This window comes from Streptomyces sp. NPDC034103, from assembly GCF_055575395.1.
Window position 1 is genome coordinate 145,991 of sequence record NZ_JBVISS010000001.1, and the last position, 17,886, is coordinate 163,876.

The 17,886-nt window shown below is 72.3% G+C and carries 15 protein-coding genes; 4 read left to right on the forward strand and 11 right to left on the reverse strand.

The window, feature by feature from the left end:
- The first annotated feature begins 56 nt into the window (after positions 1-56).
- Together ACZ56U_RS00680 and ACZ56U_RS00685 are read left to right on the forward strand one after the other, a co-directional pair.
- A complete protein-coding gene (locus ACZ56U_RS00680) occupies positions 57-413 on the forward strand; it encodes an ArsR/SmtB family transcription factor (RefSeq protein WP_469081833.1) in 357 nt (118 codons plus the stop codon).
- A gap of 323 nt (positions 414-736) precedes the next feature.
- Positions 737-1,273 (forward strand): hypothetical protein, encoded by a 537-nt coding sequence (locus ACZ56U_RS00685; protein ID WP_469081834.1) that lies wholly within the window; start codon positions 737-739, stop codon positions 1,271-1,273.
- 832 nt (positions 1,274-2,105) lie between these two features.
- Here the strand turns inward: ACZ56U_RS00685 and ACZ56U_RS00690 are convergent.
- The 6 genes from ACZ56U_RS00690 to ACZ56U_RS00715 all read right to left on the reverse strand — a co-directional run bounded on the left by ACZ56U_RS00690 (position 2,106) and on the right by ACZ56U_RS00715 (position 9,055).
- The gene (locus ACZ56U_RS00690; protein ID WP_469081835.1) at positions 2,106-2,615 is read right to left on the reverse strand and encodes an O-acetyl-ADP-ribose deacetylase; all 510 of its coding nucleotides are present in this window, start codon (positions 2,613-2,615) and stop codon (positions 2,106-2,108) included.
- Positions 2,612-4,021, reverse strand: a complete 1,410-nt coding sequence (locus ACZ56U_RS00695) for a phytoene desaturase family protein (RefSeq protein ID WP_469081836.1) — start codon at positions 4,019-4,021, stop codon at positions 2,612-2,614. The genes ACZ56U_RS00690 and ACZ56U_RS00695 overlap by 4 nt, the downstream gene beginning before the upstream one ends.
- A 258-nt stretch (positions 4,022-4,279) precedes the next feature.
- Positions 4,280-5,125, reverse strand: coding sequence for an inositol monophosphatase family protein (locus ACZ56U_RS00700; protein ID WP_469081837.1), 846 nt, complete (start codon positions 5,123-5,125; stop codon positions 4,280-4,282).
- Between the two features lie 117 nt (positions 5,126-5,242).
- Positions 5,243-7,069, reverse strand: a complete 1,827-nt coding sequence (locus tag ACZ56U_RS00705) for a gamma-glutamyltransferase family protein (protein ID WP_469081838.1) — start codon at positions 7,067-7,069, stop codon at positions 5,243-5,245.
- A gap of 226 nt (positions 7,070-7,295) precedes the next feature.
- Positions 7,296-7,955 carry a response regulator gene (locus ACZ56U_RS00710; RefSeq protein ID WP_469081839.1) on the reverse strand — a complete coding sequence of 220 codons (660 nt, stop codon included), beginning with the start codon at positions 7,953-7,955 and terminating at the stop codon, positions 7,296-7,298.
- Positions 7,952-9,055 carry a sensor histidine kinase gene (locus tag ACZ56U_RS00715; protein WP_469081840.1) on the reverse strand — a complete coding sequence of 368 codons (1,104 nt, stop codon included), beginning with the start codon at positions 9,053-9,055 and terminating at the stop codon, positions 7,952-7,954. The genes ACZ56U_RS00710 and ACZ56U_RS00715 overlap by 4 nt, the downstream gene beginning before the upstream one ends.
- Positions 9,056-9,222: 167 nt before the next feature.
- Here ACZ56U_RS00715 and ACZ56U_RS00720 point away from each other — a divergent pair, with 167 nt between their 5' ends.
- Both ACZ56U_RS00720 and ACZ56U_RS00725 read left to right on the forward strand, forming a co-directional pair.
- Positions 9,223-10,227: a carboxymuconolactone decarboxylase family protein gene (locus tag ACZ56U_RS00720; protein WP_469081841.1), complete on the forward strand. Its 1,005-nt coding sequence runs from the start codon at positions 9,223-9,225 to the stop codon at positions 10,225-10,227.
- Between the two features lie 153 nt (positions 10,228-10,380).
- Positions 10,381-11,040 carry a hypothetical protein gene (locus ACZ56U_RS00725; protein WP_469081842.1) on the forward strand — a complete coding sequence of 220 codons (660 nt, stop codon included), beginning with the start codon at positions 10,381-10,383 and terminating at the stop codon, positions 11,038-11,040.
- 27 nt (positions 11,041-11,067) lie between these two features.
- Here ACZ56U_RS00725 and ACZ56U_RS00730 read toward each other — a convergent pair whose 3' ends face one another.
- From ACZ56U_RS00730 to ACZ56U_RS00750, 5 genes are all read right to left on the reverse strand, one after another.
- Positions 11,068-12,624 (reverse strand): NCS1 family nucleobase:cation symporter-1, encoded by a 1,557-nt coding sequence (locus ACZ56U_RS00730; protein ID WP_469081843.1) that lies wholly within the window; start codon positions 12,622-12,624, stop codon positions 11,068-11,070.
- 176 nt (positions 12,625-12,800) lie between these two features.
- Positions 12,801-13,820, reverse strand: a complete 1,020-nt coding sequence (locus ACZ56U_RS00735) for a TIGR03842 family LLM class F420-dependent oxidoreductase (protein ID WP_469081844.1) — start codon at positions 13,818-13,820, stop codon at positions 12,801-12,803.
- Between the two features lie 11 nt (positions 13,821-13,831).
- Positions 13,832-15,226 carry a dihydropyrimidinase gene (gene hydA, locus ACZ56U_RS00740; RefSeq protein WP_469081845.1) on the reverse strand — a complete coding sequence of 465 codons (1,395 nt, stop codon included), beginning with the start codon at positions 15,224-15,226 and terminating at the stop codon, positions 13,832-13,834.
- Between the two features lie 103 nt (positions 15,227-15,329).
- Entirely contained in the window at positions 15,330-16,172 is an 843-nt protein-coding gene (locus ACZ56U_RS00745) for a nitrilase-related carbon-nitrogen hydrolase (protein ID WP_469081846.1), read from the reverse strand.
- Positions 16,173-16,327: 155 nt separating this feature from the next.
- On the reverse strand, positions 16,328-17,869 hold the full coding sequence (locus ACZ56U_RS00750) for a PucR family transcriptional regulator (RefSeq protein WP_469081847.1): 1,542 nt from the start codon (positions 17,867-17,869) through the stop codon (positions 16,328-16,330).
- Positions 17,870-17,886: the final 17 nt, after the last annotated feature.

Consider the following 17,886-nt stretch of genomic DNA (forward strand, 5'->3'; position numbering starts at 1 on the left):
ACAGGAACACATGAAGACTCATTCATCTGTTCATGTGTGAGGGGTAAGATGCCCGCATGGGTCATGGAGCCGTCACCACCACCGCCGAGGAACGCGTACGCCTCGACGCGGACAACGTCGCGAAGGTCGCCACCACGCTCCAGGCCCTCTCCACCCCCTCCCGGCTGCTGATCCTGGCGCGACTGCGTGAAGGCCCGCTGCCCGCCACGGAGTTGGCGGCCGAGGTGGGGATGGAGCAGTCCGCGTGTTCGCACCAGCTGCGACTGCTGCGCAACCTCGGTCTGGTCGTCGGGGAACGGCGTGGCCGGTCCGTCGTCTACGCGCTGCACGACCACCATGTCGCCGAGCTGCTCGACCAGGCCGTCTACCACGTGGAACACCTGCGCATGGGTCTCAGCGACGCCACCGACTGAGACGCCCGCGCCGGATGTGACCGCTGTACTCGGCCGGTGTCAGCACCGCCTTCCGGCGCGCGCGGCATCGCCGCGGACCTCGGTGGGGACACGGAGGGCGCGGTCACCTCGCTGCCTGGGCCCCCCTGACGGCGCAACGGGCGGCCGGTTTCCGTGAGGAGGCGAGCGCGGCGGAAGAGCCTGGTCAGCGTCATCGCGGCCGGGGCGGGGTGGTGCGCGCCGGGCGTGGGACCGGTTGCGGGACGTCGGGGCCGTTTCCACCGTGGGCGCATGAACAGCGGCTGACAACAGCAGCTGGCGTTTCGCGTTTCGGAAGGAATTCAATGCGCGCCCTCGTCTCCCGCGGCCTCCTCGTGCCGCCCCTGGTCTGCGCCGCGCTGGTCTTCGGCCCGGCCGGCACCGCCGCCGCCATCGGTGACTCGGGGCGCGAAGTCCCGGGCCTGAGCGTCACCGAGGCCACGCCCCGGTCCGGCGCCGCCACGACCTCTCTCGATCACGATCGCGTCCTGGCGCCCCTGTTGGACACGGTGGCCGGGCCCGGCGCGGTGGCGGGCACCCGGCTCGACCCGGACGCGGCCGCCGCGTACGCGGAGGAACTGCGGGCCTGGAACGCCTCGGTCCAGGAACGTCTCAAGGACGCGGCTGCCCAGCGGTCCCTGGCCGCCGACCCCGTCGGTGACCTGCTGACCTCGCTGACCTCCGCCGTGCAGAGCCTGATCAGCTCGCTGACCTCGCTCGACCTCGGCGGAGTACTGAGCTCGGTGACCGGCCTGCTCTCCCCGGTACTCAACCTGGTCACCGGACTGCTCGGCGGCGGCGTACCCCAGGTCCCCGCACCGACGCTGCCCTCGACGCAGTAACGACGGGCACCGCCCGGGCCGCGCGGGCCGCTCGGCTCCTCGGGGCGGCCCGGTGCGGTGGGTCGCCCCGAGTCGTGCGGGGCGAACCGGGTGCGTCAGGCGACGCCGGGCGGCCGGGATCGGGTGTGCGGGCGCCCCGGGGGTCGAGCCGGTGTCGGTGTCGGTGTCGGTGTCGGTGGTCGGGCGACCCGGCGGGCAGGCCGGTGTGCAGGCGACGCGGCGGACCAATCCGGCCTCAGGTGACCTCGACGGGTCGGTCCGTGTCGGGCGACCCGGCGGGCCGACCGGGGTCCGACCCGGGTGAAGCGACGCGGCGGACCAATCCGACCTCAGGTGACCTCGACGGGTCGGTCCGTGTCGGGCGACCCGGCGGACCGGTCCGGGCGTCAGCCGACCCGGAAGGGCCGACCCGGGCGGGCCGCTCTGGGCGGGCCGCTCTGGGTGGGCCGCCTTCGGGGTCAGGCAGTCCCGGCGGTCCGATCCCGGGCATCAGCCGACCCGGATGGGCCGACCCGGGCGGGCCGCCCTCGGGGTCAAGCAGTCCCGGCGGGCCCGATCCCGGGCGTCAGGCACCCTCAACGGGCCAATCCCGTGAGGTCAGCCGCCCCCCGGCGGCCACTACGGGGTGTCAACCCACCCGGCAAGCCAACTCAGGGGGCCCCAACGACGGCAGCCCAATCCGGCGCTCAGCCGACCCCCATGCCCAGCCGACCCCAGTCCCCAGCCGACCCCAATCCCCAGCCGACCCCAGTCCTCAGCCGCCCCCAGCGCTCAGCCGACCTCAGTACCCTGCCGACCCCGGCGGCCCGGCCCTGCGGCCCGGTCCCGCCGCTCAGTCGGCCTCCGTGGCGAACGCGTCGTACGACCGCTCGTCGAACAGGACGAACCTGACCTCCTCGACGTCCGTCTCCGTGGCCCGGACCGTCGCCACGGCGATGCGGGCGGCGTCCCGCATCGGCCAGCGGTAGACGCCCGTGGAGATCGCGGGGAACGCGACCGTGCGGGCGCCGAGTTCGTCGGCGACGCGCAGGGACTCGCGGTAGCAGGAGGCCAGCAGCTCGGAGCGGTCCTCGTCCGGGCTGTACACGGGGCCGACGGTGTGGATGACCCAGCGGGCGTCCAGGTCGCCCGCCGTGGTCGCGACCGCGCGGCCGGTCGGCAGGCCCTTGCCGTAGTGGGAGGCGCGGAGCCTGCGGCAGTCCTCCAGGATCGCCGGGCCGCCGCGCCGGTGGATGGCGCCGTCCACTCCTCCGCCGCCGAGCAGCGAGGAGTTGGCCGCGTTCACGATGGCGTCGACCGACTCGCGGGTGATGTCGCCCTGGACGAGCGTGAGGGTGGTCATGTCTGCCGCAGCCTCCTCCAGACCGCCTTCGCCGCGTTGTGCCCGGACATGCCGTGCACGCCCGGACCCGGCGGGGTGGCGGACGAGCAGATGTAGACGGCCGGATGCGGGGTGCCGTAGGGGAACAGGGAGAGTTTCGGGCGCAGCAGGATCTGGAGTCCGGTGACCGCTCCGGTGCCGATGTCGCCGCCGACGTAGTTGGCGTTGCGGACCGCCATCTCGGGCGGCCCGGCGGTGGCGCGGGCCAGGACCCGGTCGCGGAACCCCGGGGCGAAACGCTCCAGTTGGCGCTCGATGGCGTCGGTGAGGTCCCCGGTCCAGCCGCTCGGGACATGGCCGTAGGCCCAGAAGACCTGCTTGCCCTCGGGCGCGCGGGTGGGGTCCATGACACCGGGCTGCACGGTGATCATGAACGGCTTCTCGGGGGCCCTGCCCTCACGGGACGCCGCGCGCAGGGCGGTGCCGATCTCGGCGGCGTTCGCACCGATCTGCACGGTGCCGGCGGCGCGGGCCTCGGGCGCGGTCCAGGGCACCGGTCCGTCGAGGGCGTAGTCGACCTTGAAGACGCCCGGGCCGTACCGGTAGCCGTCGTAGTAGCCGCCGAAGCCGGCGATGCGGGCCAGGGCGGTGGGTGAGGTGTCGAAGACGTACGCGCGGGCGGGCGGCAGGTCGTCGAGGCGCTTGACCTCGTAGTCGGTGTGGATGGCGCCGCCCAGGTCCTTGAGGTACGCCGCGAGCGCGTCGGAGATCGCCTGGGAGCCACCGCGGGCCACGGGCCAGCCTCGGGCGTGCGCGGCGAGGGCGAAGACCAGGCCGATGGCACCGGTGGCGAAGCCGGACAGGGGCGCCATCACATGGGCGACCAGGCCGGCGAACAGGGCCTTGGCGCGCTCGTCGCGAAAGCGCCGCAGCAGCCAGGTCGACGGGGGCAGGCCGACGAGCCCGAAGCGGGCGAGGGTGACCGGGTCGCGGGGCAGCGCGGTCAGCGGCAGCGACATGAAGTCCCGTACCAGGGCGTCCCACTTGGGCAGGAACGGCTCGACCAGTCTGCGGTAGGCGCCCGCGTCGCGCGGTCCGAACGAGGCGGCCGTCTCGGCGACCGACCGGGACAGTACGGCGGCGGTCCCGTCGGTGAAGGGATGCGCCATGGGGAGGTCGGCGTGCAGCCACTCCAGGCCGTACCGCTCCAGGGGGAGGGCTCTGAACGCCGGGGAGTTGATGCCGAGGGGGTGGGCGGCGGAGCACGGGTCGTGCCGGAAGCCCGGCAGGGTGAGCTCCTCGGTGCGGGCGCCGCCGCCGACCGTGTCACGGGCCTCGAAGAGGGCCACGGAGAAGCCGCGGCGGGCCAGCTCCACGGCAGCCGTCAGTCCGTTCGGTCCCGCACCCACCACGCACGCATCGAGCATCGACGGCACCTTCGGACTCCTTCGTCAGCCGATGGCCACTGGATCAGGATAGGACGGGGCACGGACGGCACCGGGTCGCGGGGGACTCGAGCGACGGTGGGTGTCCGGGCGGTCACCGCCCGGCGGCCCGCCGGCGCCCGCGCGGTCTCTGTCCGAGCCACGGCCGTAAGACCGCCCGCCGCCCCTCGGTGCCTTGGCGTACGACACCCCGCCCCCTGCCGACGCCTCAGCCTCCGCGACCCGCCCCGCGCCCTCGCCTCAGACCCCGCCCGCCAGCAGCGTCATGATCCGCCGTGCCGTCGCCGCGTCCCGTGCCGTGGTGAACGGCAGGGTGTTGCCGCCGGTGATGCGGAACGGCTCGCCGGTGACGGTCAGATGGGCGCCGCCCGCCTCCTCGACGATGAGCAGGCCGGCCGCGTGGTCCCAGGCCGCCTCCCAGGAGAAGGCGGTGGCATCCGACTGACCGCGCGCGATGGCGAGGTACTCCAGACCGGCCGAGCCGCAGGCGCGCGGCGCGATGCCGTCCGTCCACAGAGCCAGCAGGGCGCGCTTCTGCTCGTCCGTCGTGTAGTCCGGGTGGGAGGTGGCCACTTCGAGGTCCCGGCCAGGCTCGGGCGGACCGGCGAAGAGCCGCTCGCCGTCGAGAAAGGCACCCTGGCCCCGTACGGCCGTGGCGAGTTGGTCGCGGGCGGCCGCAAAGATCCACGCGGCGTGCACCACACCGCCCTGCGCGAGCGCGACCAGGGTGCTGAAGCCGTCCTCGCCGCGCACGAACTGCCGTGTCCCGTCGACCGGGTCGACGATCCAGACCGGGGCGTCGCCGCGGATCGCCTCGTAGGAGGCCGGGTTGGCGTGCACCGCCTCCTCGCCGACGACGACGGAGCCGGGCAGCAGGCGGCCGAGTTCCTCGGTGAGGTACTGCTCGGCCAGCCGGTCGGCGTCCGTGACCAGGTCGTGCGGGCCGGCCTTCTGGTCGACCTCGTGCGCGGCGAGCCGGCGCCAGCGCGGCATGATCTCGGCCGCGGCGGCCTTGCGGATCGCCTCCTCCACGTCGGTCGAGTGGCGGGCGAGAAACTCGTCGATGGTTTCCATGTCTTCGATCATGACTCCATGAGAGCACGCGCCACTGACAATCCCCACCCGGTGGGTGGATCCCGGGTGGAATCGGCGTGAACAACCGACCCCTCCACCGACGGGTGGGCCGGCCCTCCGACCGACGGGTCAGCGGCCCACCGCATACCCCTGCATCCCCCGAGGATTGGCCGCCGCCGACAGGATGCCCGTCTCCGGGTCCCGGGCGACCGCGCACAGGCGCCCCTCCGACCAGGCGTCGCCCACGGTGACGTCATGCCCCCGCCGCCGCAGCCCCTCCACGACCGCCGGGTCCGTGCGGGCCTCCACCGTGACGCTGCCCGGCCGCATGCCGCGCGGGTAGAAGGAGCCCGGGAAGCTGTCGTTGTGCCAGTTCGGGGCGTCGATCGCGCCCTGCAGGTCGAGGCCGCCGCGGACCGGGGAGCGCAGCGCGACGGCGAGGAAGAAGTGCAGCTGCCACTGGTCCTGCTGGTCGCCGCCGGGGGTGCCGAAGGCCATGACGGGGACGCCGTCGCGCAGGGCGATCGAGGGGGTGAGCGTGGTCCGGGGGCGGCGGCCGGGGGTCAGTGAGTTCGGCAGCCCCTCCTCCAGCCAGGTCATCTGGAGCCGGGTGCCGAGCGGGAAGCCCAGTTCGGGAACGACGGGGTTGGACTGGAGCCAGCCGCCGCTGGGCGTGGCGGCGACCATGTTGCCCCAGCGGTCGACGACATCGAGGTGGCACGTGTCGCCGCGGGTGGTGCCGTCGGCGGTCACCTCGGGTTCGCCGGGCACCGGGGAGGCCGGGCTCTTGGCGACGGTGGGCTCCCCCGCCCCCATGGGGCTGAAACCGGGCTCCGCCGGGGCCACCACGTGCGCGTGCGCGCTCAGGCGGGGCGCGCGGCCGCCGGGGCTGCCGGGGCGCAGCTCGTAGGAGGCGCTGTCGCCGACGAGGGCCCGCCGCTCGGCGTTGTACGCGGGTGACAGCAGGTCGTCGAGCGGCACCTCGGCCGCGTCGCCGTACCAGGCCTCCCGGTCGGCCATGGCGAGCTTGCAGCCCTCGATGAGGAGGTGGAGGTAGTCGGCGGACCCGTGGGCGGGCAGTTCCGCCGGCAGCAGGGCGAGCTGCTGGAGGAGCGCCGGGCCCTGGCTCCAGGGGCCGGCCTTGCAGAGCGTCCAGCCCTTCCAGTCGTACGTCGCCGGGGTCTCGTACGTCGCGGACCACCCGGCGAGGTCGTCGGCCGTCAGCGTGCCGGTGTGCCGTTCCCCGCTGGTGTCCAGGGTCGGACGTGCCGCCTGCCGGACGAGCGCCTCGGCGATGAACCCGGAGCGCCACACCTCCCGCGCGGCGTCGATCTGCGCGACCCGGTCCCCCGCGCCCTCGACCTCGGCGAGCAGCCGCTTCCAGGTGGCGGCGAGGGCGGGGTTGCGGAACAGCTCGCCGGGTCGCGGGGCCTTCCCGCCGGGCAGGTAGACCTCGGCCGAGGAGGTCCACTCGGTCTCGAACAGCTCCCTGACGGTCTCGACGGTCGCCCCGACGTTCTCCACGGGCGCGTGCCCGTTCTCGGCGTAGTCGATGGCATGGGCGAGCACGTCGGCGAGGGGCTTGGTCCCGTGGTCGCGGAGCAGGAGCATCCAGGCGTCGAAGGCGCCGGGGACGGCGGCGGCGAGCGGTCCGGTCCCGGGGACCAGGTCCAGGCCGAGCTCCTTGTAGTGCGCGACGGTGGCACCGCCCGGGGCGACGCCCTGACCGCACAGCACCCGGACCTCGCCGCCCGCCGGTGCGAGCAGGATCGGCACCTCGCCGGCGGGTCCATTGAGGTGCGGTTCGACGACGTGCAGCACGAACGCGCCCGCCACGGCCGCGTCGTAGGCGTTGCCGCCGGCCTCCAGCACAGCCATCGCCGACTGCGAGGCGAGCCAGTGGGTGGAGGACACCATGCCGAAGGTGCCCTGGAGGGTGGGTCGGGTGGTGAACACGGGCGGGCTCCTCACGGCACGACGACGCTCACGTGATCGTACGCACGCGCGTGGCGGGGCCTCCGACGCCCGTACGTACGGGCGCGACCGGACGCCGAATCACCGTACGCAGGCGCGCGATCAGGGCTCCGACGACCGTACGAAACACAGGTGACGACCGCGCGGGACACTGGTGACGACCGCGCGGGACACTGGTGACGACCGTACGCGCGCCCCCGGCCGCCGGTCATTCGCGCGGCCGGACCAGCCCCGACTCATAGGCGAACACGACCAGTTGGGCCCGGTCGCGGGCGCCGAGTTTCGTCATGGCGCGGCTGACGTGCGTCTTGACGGTGAACGGGCTGATGACCATGTGCGCGGCGATCTCCTCGTTGGTCAGTCCTCGCGCCGCCAGGGCCGTGACCTCGATCTCGCGGCGGGTGAGGCACTCCAGGCCGGGGGCGGTGGCGCGGTCCGGGGGTCTGGAGACGAACTCGCCGATCAGGGTGCGGGTGACCGCCGGGGACAGCAGTGCCTCGCCGGCCGCGACCACCTCGATCGCCTGCAACAGGTCGGCCGGATCGGTGTCCTTCAGCAGGAAGCCGCTGGCGCCCGCGCGCAGTGCCTCGAACACATAGCTGTCGAGGCCGTAGTTGGTGAGGATCACCACGCGCACGCCCGTCAGGTCCGGGTCGGCCGCGATGTGACGGGTGGCCTCGATGCCGTTCATCACCGGCATCTGGACGTCGACCAGGGCGATGTCCGGCACCTCGGCCCGCACCAGCGCCAGACCCTGCTTGCCGTCCGCCGCCTCACCTACCACCTCGATGCCGTCCTCGGCCTCCAGCAGGGCCCGGAAGCCGGCCCGCATCAGCGCCTGGTCGTCGACGAGCGCCACCCGGATCACGCGGCGCCCCCCACCGGCAGTTCGGCCCGCACCGCGAAACCGCCCTCCGCGCGCGGGGCGGCGTGCAGGGTGCCGCCGAGGGCCGTGACGCGTTCGCGCATGCCGGTCAGGCCGATGCCCGGCGCGAAGGGCCGGTCGGGGGCCGCGCTGCCGTCGTCCTCCACGGTCACCGTCACCCGGCCGTCGTCGTAGGCGAGCCGCACCCGCACCTTCGCCGATCCGGCGTGCCGTGCCGCGTTCGTCAGCGCCTCCTGGACGGTGCGGTAGACCGCCTTCTCGACGGTGGCGCCCAGGGCGCGCTCCTCGCCGCTCACCGTGAGGTCCACCGCGAGCCCGGCCGCCCGCGCCCGCTCCACCAGCAGGGCGGGGGTGCCCATGACCTCGTCGGTGCGCAGCACCTCCAGTGTGGAGCGCAACTCCCGCATCGCCTCGCCGCTCGCCTCCTGGATGGCGAGCAGGGCGGGCGGTACCTCCTCACCCCGCTTGCGGGCGAGGTGCACGGCGACGCCCGCCTGGAGCTTGACGATCGAGATGCTGTGGGTGAGGGAGTCGTGCAACTCGCGGGCGATACGCAGGCGTTCCTCGCCGGCCCGGCGCAGCGCCGCTTCCTCGCGGGTGCGTTCGGCCTCCAGGGCGCGCTGTTCGGTCTGGCGCAGATAGGCCTGCCAGTTGCGGTCGGCGAGGCCGGTGACCGCCGCGAACAGGAACCAGCCCGCGAGCAGCGCGGCGTTCTCGACGATGTCCCGGGTCGTCGGTCCCGTCACCACATAGGCCGTCAGGTACAGCGCGCTCGCCGCGAGGGCCCAACCCCGGTGCCCGACCCGGGCGGCGGTGTGCACGGCGGCCAGGACGGGGAGGGCGGCGGGCAGTCCGGGCTGCGCGTGCAGGACATGGGCCGCCCCGAAGGCGGTCGAGACGGCCAGTACCGCTCTGGGGGCCGCCCGGTGGAAGGCCAGCGCGGCGGAACTCACCGTCACCAGGACGTAGTCGAGTAACGGCGTGTCGCCGTCGAGGGCGACCGTGGTCATCGCCAGAGCGCCGACCACGACCGCCAGTGCCGCGTCGGAGAGTTGCCTGCGTGTGACCATGTGCCCGCTCATGTCCGCACAGTAGAGGCCCGCGCCGACAGCCGCGTCACCCCTGTGGACAACTCTGCGGCTACTCCCGGGGTAGTAGGTGGCGGACCGGTCCGGCTCCACCGGCGCAGCGGCGACTGCCTTCGGCCGTACGACGACCGCGGGCCGCCGCGCGGGGCACGCTGCTGCCCATGTCCACACCCTTCCGCTACACCGAGCCACTGCCGCCCAAGGCGGCCACCGGTCACGTCGCCGAGGTCTACGCACAGCTCGCCCGCGACTTCGGCATCGAGGAGCCGGTCACCTTCGTGGTCCTGTCCTCGGCCCCCGAACTCCTCGCCCCCGCCTGGGCGCTGATGCGTGAGTCGCTGATCGCGGGCCCCGGCGACCGCACCGGCAAGGAGCTGGCGGCGCTCGGGGTGTCGCTCGCCAACCGGTGCCCGTTCTGCGTGGACGCGCACACCGTGCTGCTGCACGCCACCGGCGACCATGCCCTCGCCGAGCGTCTCGCGCGCGGGGAGCGTCCGGGGAACGAGGAGCACGCGCGCGTGCTCGACTGGGGCAAGCGGACCCGGGTCCCGGGCGGCCTCGGCCATGAGCCGTACCCGTTCCCGGCCGAGCACGCCCCCGGTTATCTCGGCACCGCGCTCGCCTTCCACTTCATCAACCGGATCGTGTCCGCGCTGCTCACCGAGAGCCTGTTGCCGGCCGGCGCGCAGCGGTTCCGCGCGGTCCGCAGCCTCGCGGGGCGCGCCCTGTCCCGGACGGTACGCCGTCCCGCCCGGCCCGGTGCCGCGCTCGCCCTGCTCGACCTCCCCGACCCCGGCGAGTCCCCGGCGTGGGCGGGCGGCACAGCCGTAGGTCCGGCGTACGCGGCGCTGCTCAGGGCGGCCATGGCGGGGAGCGGCCTGCTCGACGCCGACGACCAGGACCTGGTGGAGGAGGTCCTCCTGGACTGGGACGGCACGCACCCCAGCCTCGGCTCCTCGGTCTTCCCCGACCGGCGCGAGCGGCCTGGGGCCCGGCTCGCGCTGCTGGCCGCGCTGGCGCCGTACCGCATCACGGACGAGGACGTGGCCGCCTGGCGCCGTCCCGAGCACTCCGACCACTGTCTGGTGCATCTCGTGGCATACGGGGCGTTCCTGGCGGTCGACCGGATCGAATCGGCGTTCACGCGCAACTCCGTGCGGACATAACAGGACACACGACACGTCAGGACCCGGCCACAGTCACCGCACATGCACGGAGCGAGTTGGCACTACCGCACCACAGGGAGTCGTGTGACACTGGCGTCCCGTCCGCAGTGCGGACACCTCCTCCGCACCGTCCCCCACGGAAAAGTGCGCCCGATGCGTTCCCTGCCTCTGCCGCTGGCCCTGACCGCGCGGCTGTCCCCGGTCGTCGTGCTCGCCGTCGCGGGCTGGTCGCTCTCCTCCGGCCCCGCGCCGAGCGCCGACCGCGACTCCGCGGCGAAGGAGGGCGGCGGCACCCGGTCCGCCTCGGCCCCGGCGACGGCCGCGGCCTCGAAGACGTACGCCTCCGCCCCCTCGCCGTGCGGCAGCGTCTCCGTGAAGACCGTCAAGTCGCTGGTCCCGGGCGCCAAGACCGCCGGCAAGGAGATCCCGTCGACGGACACGAAGCTGCGCCGCACCTGCTCCTGGAACGCCCTCAAGGGGTACGACTACCGCTGGCTGGACGTGTCCTTCGAGCTCATGGACTCCGACGACGCGGCACAGTCGTCGTTCACAGAGCGCGTGCGGGAGAGGAGCGGCGGCGGGGACGTCCCGGGCCTCGGCGACCAGGGCTACTCCGTCGTGAACCTCACCACGGAGGACAAGCAGCAGACACGCGAGGGCGTGGTGCTGGTACAGGCCTCCAACGCCCTGGTGATCGTCACCTACAACGGCAGCGACTTCGAGTCGAAGCAGGCGCCGAGCACCGATCTGATCAACAAGGGCGCCATCAAGGCGGCGAAGGACGCGGTGGCGGCCCTGGAGAGCGGTCAGTAGCACCGACCGCCCTCCCCCTCGCGCGGGTCAGACCTTGACGCCCTCCTGCTCGCGGCCCTTCGGCAGCATCAGCGCGACGTAGAGCAGCATCGAGGTGCCCAGGCCCACGGCCCAGCCGTAGTCGGCCAACGGCTTGAGGAACGGGATGAGTCCGTCCGTCGGGAACGGCCCCGACTTGGTCCCGTCCGCGCCGACGGCCGAGTACGATCCGCCGACCGCGAGCACACCGCCGACCACGAAGGCCGCGATCGCCCGCCAGTTCCAGCCGTTGGTGTACCAGTAGCGGCCGCCGGGCGTGTACAGGTCCGCCAGGTGCAACACCGTCCGCCGCACGATCCAGTAGTCGGCGATGAGGATGCCCGCCACCGTGCCGAGCAGACCCCCGACCACGCCGAGCCAGGTGAAGATGTAGAACTCGGGCGTGGAGATCAGCTTCCACGGGAAGATCAGGATGCCGACGACACCCGTGATCAGCGCGCCCGTACGGAAGTTGATGAGCTTCGGCGCCAGGTTCGCCAGGTCGTACGCCGGTGAGACGACGTTCGCCGCGATGTTCACGGAGACGGTCGCGACCAGGACGATGACCAGGGCGAAGAGCAGCCCGAAGGCGTTGTCCGTCTTGGCGGCGAGCTCCACCGGGTCCCAGATGGCGGTGCCGTAGACGACCTCGGAGCCGGAGGTGACCAGCACGGCGAGGACCGCGAACAGCGTCATCGTCGTGGGGAGTCCCAGGGTCTGCCCCCAGGTCTGCGCCTTCTGGCTGGCGCCGAAGCGGGTGAAGTCGGGGATGTTGAGCGACAGCGTGGCCCAGAAACCGATCATGCCCATCAGCGACGGGAAGAAGACCGGCCAGAAGTCCGGGCCCCAGCCGAGCTTGGAGGGCTGGTCGAGCAGGGCGCCGAAGCCGTCCGCCTTGACGGCGATCCAGATCAGCAGCACGAGCGCACCGACGATGACGAACGGCGCGGCCCAGTTCTCGAAGTGCCGCAGGAAGTCCATGCCGCGGTAGATGATGGCGATCTGCACCGCCCAGAAGAGCAGGAAGCACAGCCACAGCGGCCACGGGTTCCCGGCGATCTTCCCCGCGTTCTCCCAGTGCCCGCCGGTGAGTTTGGAGCCCAGCGCGAAGATGCCGCTGCCGCCGATCCAGGTCTGGATGCCGAACCAGCCGCATGCCACGGCCGCCCGGATCAGCGCCGGGATGTTGGCGCCGCGCAGTCCGAACGAGGCACGGGCGAGGACCGGGAAGGGGATGCCGTACTTGGGCCCGGCGTGCCCGGTGGCGAGCATCGGCAGCAGCACGATGACGTTGGCCAGGGCGATGGTGAAGACGGCCTGCTTCCAGTCCATGCCGAGCGCGACCAGGCCGGAGGCCAGGGTCCAGCTGGGGATGCAGTGGGCCATGGAGATCCACAGGGCCGCGAAGTTGTACGTCGTCCACTTGCGCTCGGAGACCGGTACGGGCCGCAGGTCCTCGTTGGCGAAGGGGCTGTCGGCGGGGTAGGCGCCGGGGGTGAGTTCGATCCGGCCGTCGGGGCCGGCGTACTGGGATATGGGCGACCCCGTGGGGACTGTGTCGGTCATGGGCAGGCCAATCGATCAGAGCGGGACGGGAAAGGCCGTGCGGGGGCCTTGGGCGGAGCCGGGACGGGCAGGTGCCCCGGCTCCGCCACCCCTCCCCGGGACGGCGGGAAGGGGGGACAAGGTGTGGGGGGTCTGGTGGACGGGTTGACCGGGCGTGGGGAACGGGCTGACGGGGTTCAGGAGTTGACGGCGGGGATCACCTTGGTGCCGTAGGCGTCGATGACGGCCTCCTGCGCGTCGTGCATGTCGTAGACGGCGAACTGGTCCACGCCCAGCTCGCGCAGGGCGTTGAGCTTCTCGATGTGCTTCTCGACGGGGCCGATGACACAGAACCGGTCGACGATCTCGTCGGGCACGAAGGCGGTGTCGGGGTTGTCGGCGCGGCCGTGGTGGGAGTAGTCGTAGCCCTCGCGGGCCTTGATGTACTCGGTGAGTTCCTGCGGGACCACGCCGCCGCCGGAGCCGTACTTGGAGACCAGGTCGGCCACGTGGTTGCCGACCATGCCGCCGAACCAACGGCACTGCTCGCGTGCGTGGGCCAGCGCCTCGGGCGAGTCGTCCTCGGTGACGTAGGCGGGGGCGGCGACGCAGATCTTGACGTCGTCCGCCGAGCGTCCGGCGGCGACGGCCGCGTCCTTGACCGCCTTCACCATGTACTCGGTGAGGTACAGGTCGGCCAGCTGGAGGATGAACCCGTCGGCCTCCTCACCGGTCATCTTCAGCGCCTTCGGGCCGTACGCCGCCATCCATACGGGAAGTCGGGCGTCCTCCTTGATCCACGGGAACCTGACCACCGTGCCGCCGAGATCGGCCTCCTGGCCCGAGCCGAGCGCCCGGATGACCTTCATGGCCTCGCTGATCCGGGCCAGTGTGTTCGGGGTGCGGCCCGCGACGCGCATCGCGGAGTCGCCGCGGCCGATGCCGCACACCGTGCGGTTGCCGAACATGTCGTTGAGGGTGGCGAAGGTGGAGGCGGTGACCTCCCAGGTGCGGGTGCCCGGGTTGGTGACCATCGGCCCGACCGTCAACCTGGTGGTGTTCGCGAGGATCTGACTGTAGATCACGAACGGCTCCTGCCAGAGCACGGCGGAGTCGAAGGTCCAGCCGTACGTGAAGCCGTTGCGCTCGGCCCGCTTCATCAGGCTGACGACCTTCGAGGCCGGCGGGTCGGTCTGCAGGACGAGTCCGAAGTCCATGGGCGCCACTCCTAGTTGAGGTACTGACAGGTGGAGCGCGGGGTGTACGTGCCGTGTCCGGCGTGCCCGGTGTACTCCCGCTCGGTGATGACGAGTTCGCCGCGCGAGAGGACTGTCTCGACCCGGCCCGTGAGGCGCTTGCCCTCGTACGCCGAGTAGTCGACGTTCATGTGGTGCGTCTCGGCGGAGACGACCTGCTCGGCGTGCGGGTCGTAGATGACGACGTCGGCGTCGGCGCCGGGGGCGATGGTGCCCTTCTTCGGGTACATGCCGAACATGCGGGCCGGGGTGGCGCAGGCGATCTCGATCCAGCGGCGGCGCGTGATGTGCCCGTCGACGACGGCCTGGTGGAGCAGGTCCATGCGGTTCTCCACGCCGGGGAGGCCGTTGGGGATCTTGGAGAAGTCGCCGCGGCCGAGTTCCTTCTGGCCGACGAAGCAGAAGGGGCAGTGGTCGGTGGAGACGACCTGGAGGTCGTTGGTCCTCAGGCCCTGCCACAGCTTGGCCTGGTGCTCGCGAGGCCGCAGAGGTGTGCTGCACACGTACTTCGCGCCCTCGAAGTCGGGTTCGGCGAGGTTGTCGGTCGACAGGAACAGGTACTGCGGGCAGGTCTCGCCGAAGACGTTGAGCCCCTCGTCGCGCGCTCGCGCCAGTTCGGCCACCGCCTCCATGGCCGAGACGTGCACGACGTAGAGAGGCGCCCCCGCGACCTGCGCGAGCTTGATGGCGCGGTGGGTGGCCTCGGCCTCCAGCAGGGCCTTGCGCACCTCGCCGTGGTAGCGCGGATCGGTCTCGCCGCGGGCCAGCGCCTGTTCGACGAGCACGTCGATCGCGATGCCGTTCTCGGCGTGCATCATGATCAGGCCGCCGTTCTCGGCGGAGCGCTGCATGGCGCGCAGGATCTGGCCGTCGTCGGAGTAGAAGACGCCGGGGTAGGCCATGAACTGCTTGAAGGAGGTGACCCCTTCCTCCACCAGCAGGTCCATCTCCTTGAGCGTCTCCTGGTTCACATCGGAGACGATCATGTGGAAGCCGTAGTCGATCGCGCAGTTGCCCTCGGCCTTGGCGTGCCAGGCGTCCAGGCCCTCGCGCAGGGAGTGGCCCACGCTCTGCACGGCGAAGTCGATGATGGTCGTCGTACCGCCCCAGGCGGCGGCCCGGGTGCCGGTCTCGAAGGTGTCGGAGGCGAAGGTGCCGCCGAAGGGCAGCTCCATGTGGGTGTGGGCGTCGACACCGCCGGGGATGACGTACTTCCCCGTGGCGTCGATCGTGCGGTCCGCGGTCCAGCTCTGGGTACCGGGCACGGCGAGGGCGGCGATCCGGCCGTCCTCGATCAGCACGTCTGCGTGGATCTCGTCGGACGCGGTGATGACGAGACCGCCGCGGATGAGGGTCCGGCCGACCATGGGTTCACGCTCCAATCGGTTGTCGGAAAGGTGCCGGTCGTCGATTGCTGGTCACGCGGTCTCCCCCGCGCCCTGAGGGGGCGCGGGGGTGCCGGTCGCCCCCTCAGGGAGCCGTCAGCGGCTCGTACGCGTCCGGACGGCGGTCGCGGTAGAACTGCCAGCGGTCGCGGACCTCCCGCAGCTTGGCCAGGTCCAGGTCGCGGACGACGAGTTCGGTCTCCTTGTCGGAGGCCACCTCGCCCACGAACTGGGCCTCGGGGTCGACGAAGTACGTCGTCCCGTAGAAGTCGTTGTCGCCCAGCTCCTCGACGCCGACCCGGTTGATCGCGCCGACGAAGTACTCGTTGGCGACAGCCGCCGCGGGCTGCTCCAGTTGCCACAGGTAGGCCGACAGACCGCGCGAGGTGGCCGACGGGTTGAAGACGATCTCGGCGCCCTCTAGCCCCAACGCCCGCCAGCCCTCCGGGAAGTGGCGGTCGTAGCAGATGTAGACGCCGATCCTGCCGACGGCCGTGTCGAAGACCGGCCAGCCCAGGTTGCCGGGGCGGAAGTAGAACTTCTCCCAGAATCCCGGCACTTGGGGAATGTGGTGCTTGCGGTACTTGCCGAGGTAGGAGCCGTCCGCGTCGATCACCGCGGCGGTGTTGTACAGGACGCCCGGCTGCTCCTCCTCGTACATGGGCAGGATCAGGACGATGCCCAACTCCTTGGCCAGCGCCTGGAAGCGCTGGACGATCGGCCCGTCCGGGATCGCCTCGGCGTACTCGTAGAACGCCTTGTCCTGGACCTGGCAGAAATACGGCCCGTAGAACAGCTCCTGGAAACACAGGACCTGAGCACCCTGCGCGGCCGCGTCCCGGGCCGCCTGCTCGTGCACCTGGATCATCGATTCCTTGTCGCCCGTCCACGCGGTCTGGAAGAGGGCGGCACGGATCACTCTGCTCATCGGGACCTCCGGTCGCTCGGTGTGCGAGAAGACTAGGAAGTCCGAAAACCGGCTTTGAGTTGCACACTGTCACGTCTGCGGGCGTGCGGCGTGCCACGGTGTCACCCTGTCGTGGGCCCATGTTTCACCGCCGTTTTCCCAGGTCGTAGCGTGTTTCAGCTCTGTTGCGCGTCGTGCGCGAGGAGTGCGATGTGCACGGAGGCGGCCTGTTCGAAGTCGTCGAGGTCCACCCCGAGCCGGGTCTGTATCGCTTCGAGGCGCCGGTACAGCGCGGGGCGCGATACGTGGTGGAGCTGGGCGGTGCGGGACTTGTTGCGGCCGGTGGCGAGATAGGTCCGCAGGACGGCCAGGAGGTCGTCCTCGCCGCCGCGCAGCAGGCCGTTCAGTTCCCGCTCGGCGAAGGACTGGACGTGCGGGTCGTCGCGCAACAGCCGTACCAGGCCCCGCAGATGGACGTCCTTCAGGCGCACCACGGCCGGCAGGTCGAGGGCGCCCGAGGCGACGGCGTCCGCGACGTGCCGGGCCTCGCGCAGACCGGCGGGGACGTCGTCCCAGGCGGTCCTCGGATCCGCGGCCGCCACCACGGTCTGGGCGAGCCGGGCCGCGAAGTTGGCCGTGAGCACGGCGGCGTCCTGGTCCCGGGCAAGACTGAGGAGCACCGCCACCGTCCCGTCGGCCAGCTCGGCGACCAGGCCCGGCAGGCCCAACAGCCTGAGCACGCGGTCGAGTTCGGCGGGATCGGCGTCCCGTACGACCAGCGGCACGAACGTCCGCCGGTTCACCGGCAGTCCTGCGGCCCGCGCCCTCGGCAGCAGCTGCCGCGCCGGTACGACCCCGCTGACGAGGTCGGTCAGCAGGCTCTGCGCGGACTGCTCCTCCCAGGTGTGGGTGGAGTTCCCGGCGAGCATGCGGTGCAGGACGAGGGCCTCGGCGGCCCGGTCGGCGAGCAGCCGTCCGGCGGCGGTGTCCCCGCGGTACCCGCACAGCAGGATCTGCCCCCACCGCTCTCCGCGCCCGCCCAGCTCGGCGCGGATCCAGCCGTCGCCCTCGCTGCCGCCGGCCTGCCGGGCGATGCGCTCCCAGTCCCGCAGCACGTCGTCCACGGCCGGCCGCTCCCCCGCCGTGGCGAGGACGCGGTGGGCGAGGTTGGTGACGACGACCGGACAGGCGCTGTGCTGGGCGACCTCGTCGAGCAGCCGTTGCAGCGGGGCGCCCGCGGTGATGAGGCCGGTGAGGGTGGTGCGTACGGCCTCGGAGAGGCTGACGGCGGCGAACTTCCGCCGTACGAGCCGGGATTGGACCTCCTCCGTCAACTCCGCGAAGGGGAACGGGCGGTGCAGGACGACCATGGGCAGCCCGCACCGCTCGGCCGCCCGGCGCATCACGTCCGGCGGGGCCGGGAACGCCCGCCCGAGGCCCAGGACGACGGCGGCCGCCTCCGCCCGGTGCAGGGACTGGATGTACTCGGCCTGCGCCGCCTCGTCGCCGGCGAGCAGCACCCCGGTGGTGAGGACCATCTCCCCGCCGGTGAGCATGACGCCGACGTCGGGTGCCTCGGCGACGTGCACCCAGCGCACGGCACGGTCGAGCTGGGCCGCTCCGGCCACCACCTCGGGCTCCCCGGCGAGCACCCGTTCCAGGGTCAGGACCTGGCGGACGGACAGGGCCGGTTCCAGGTGGTCCAAGGTGGTGGTCATGGCGGTCGTTCCCTTGG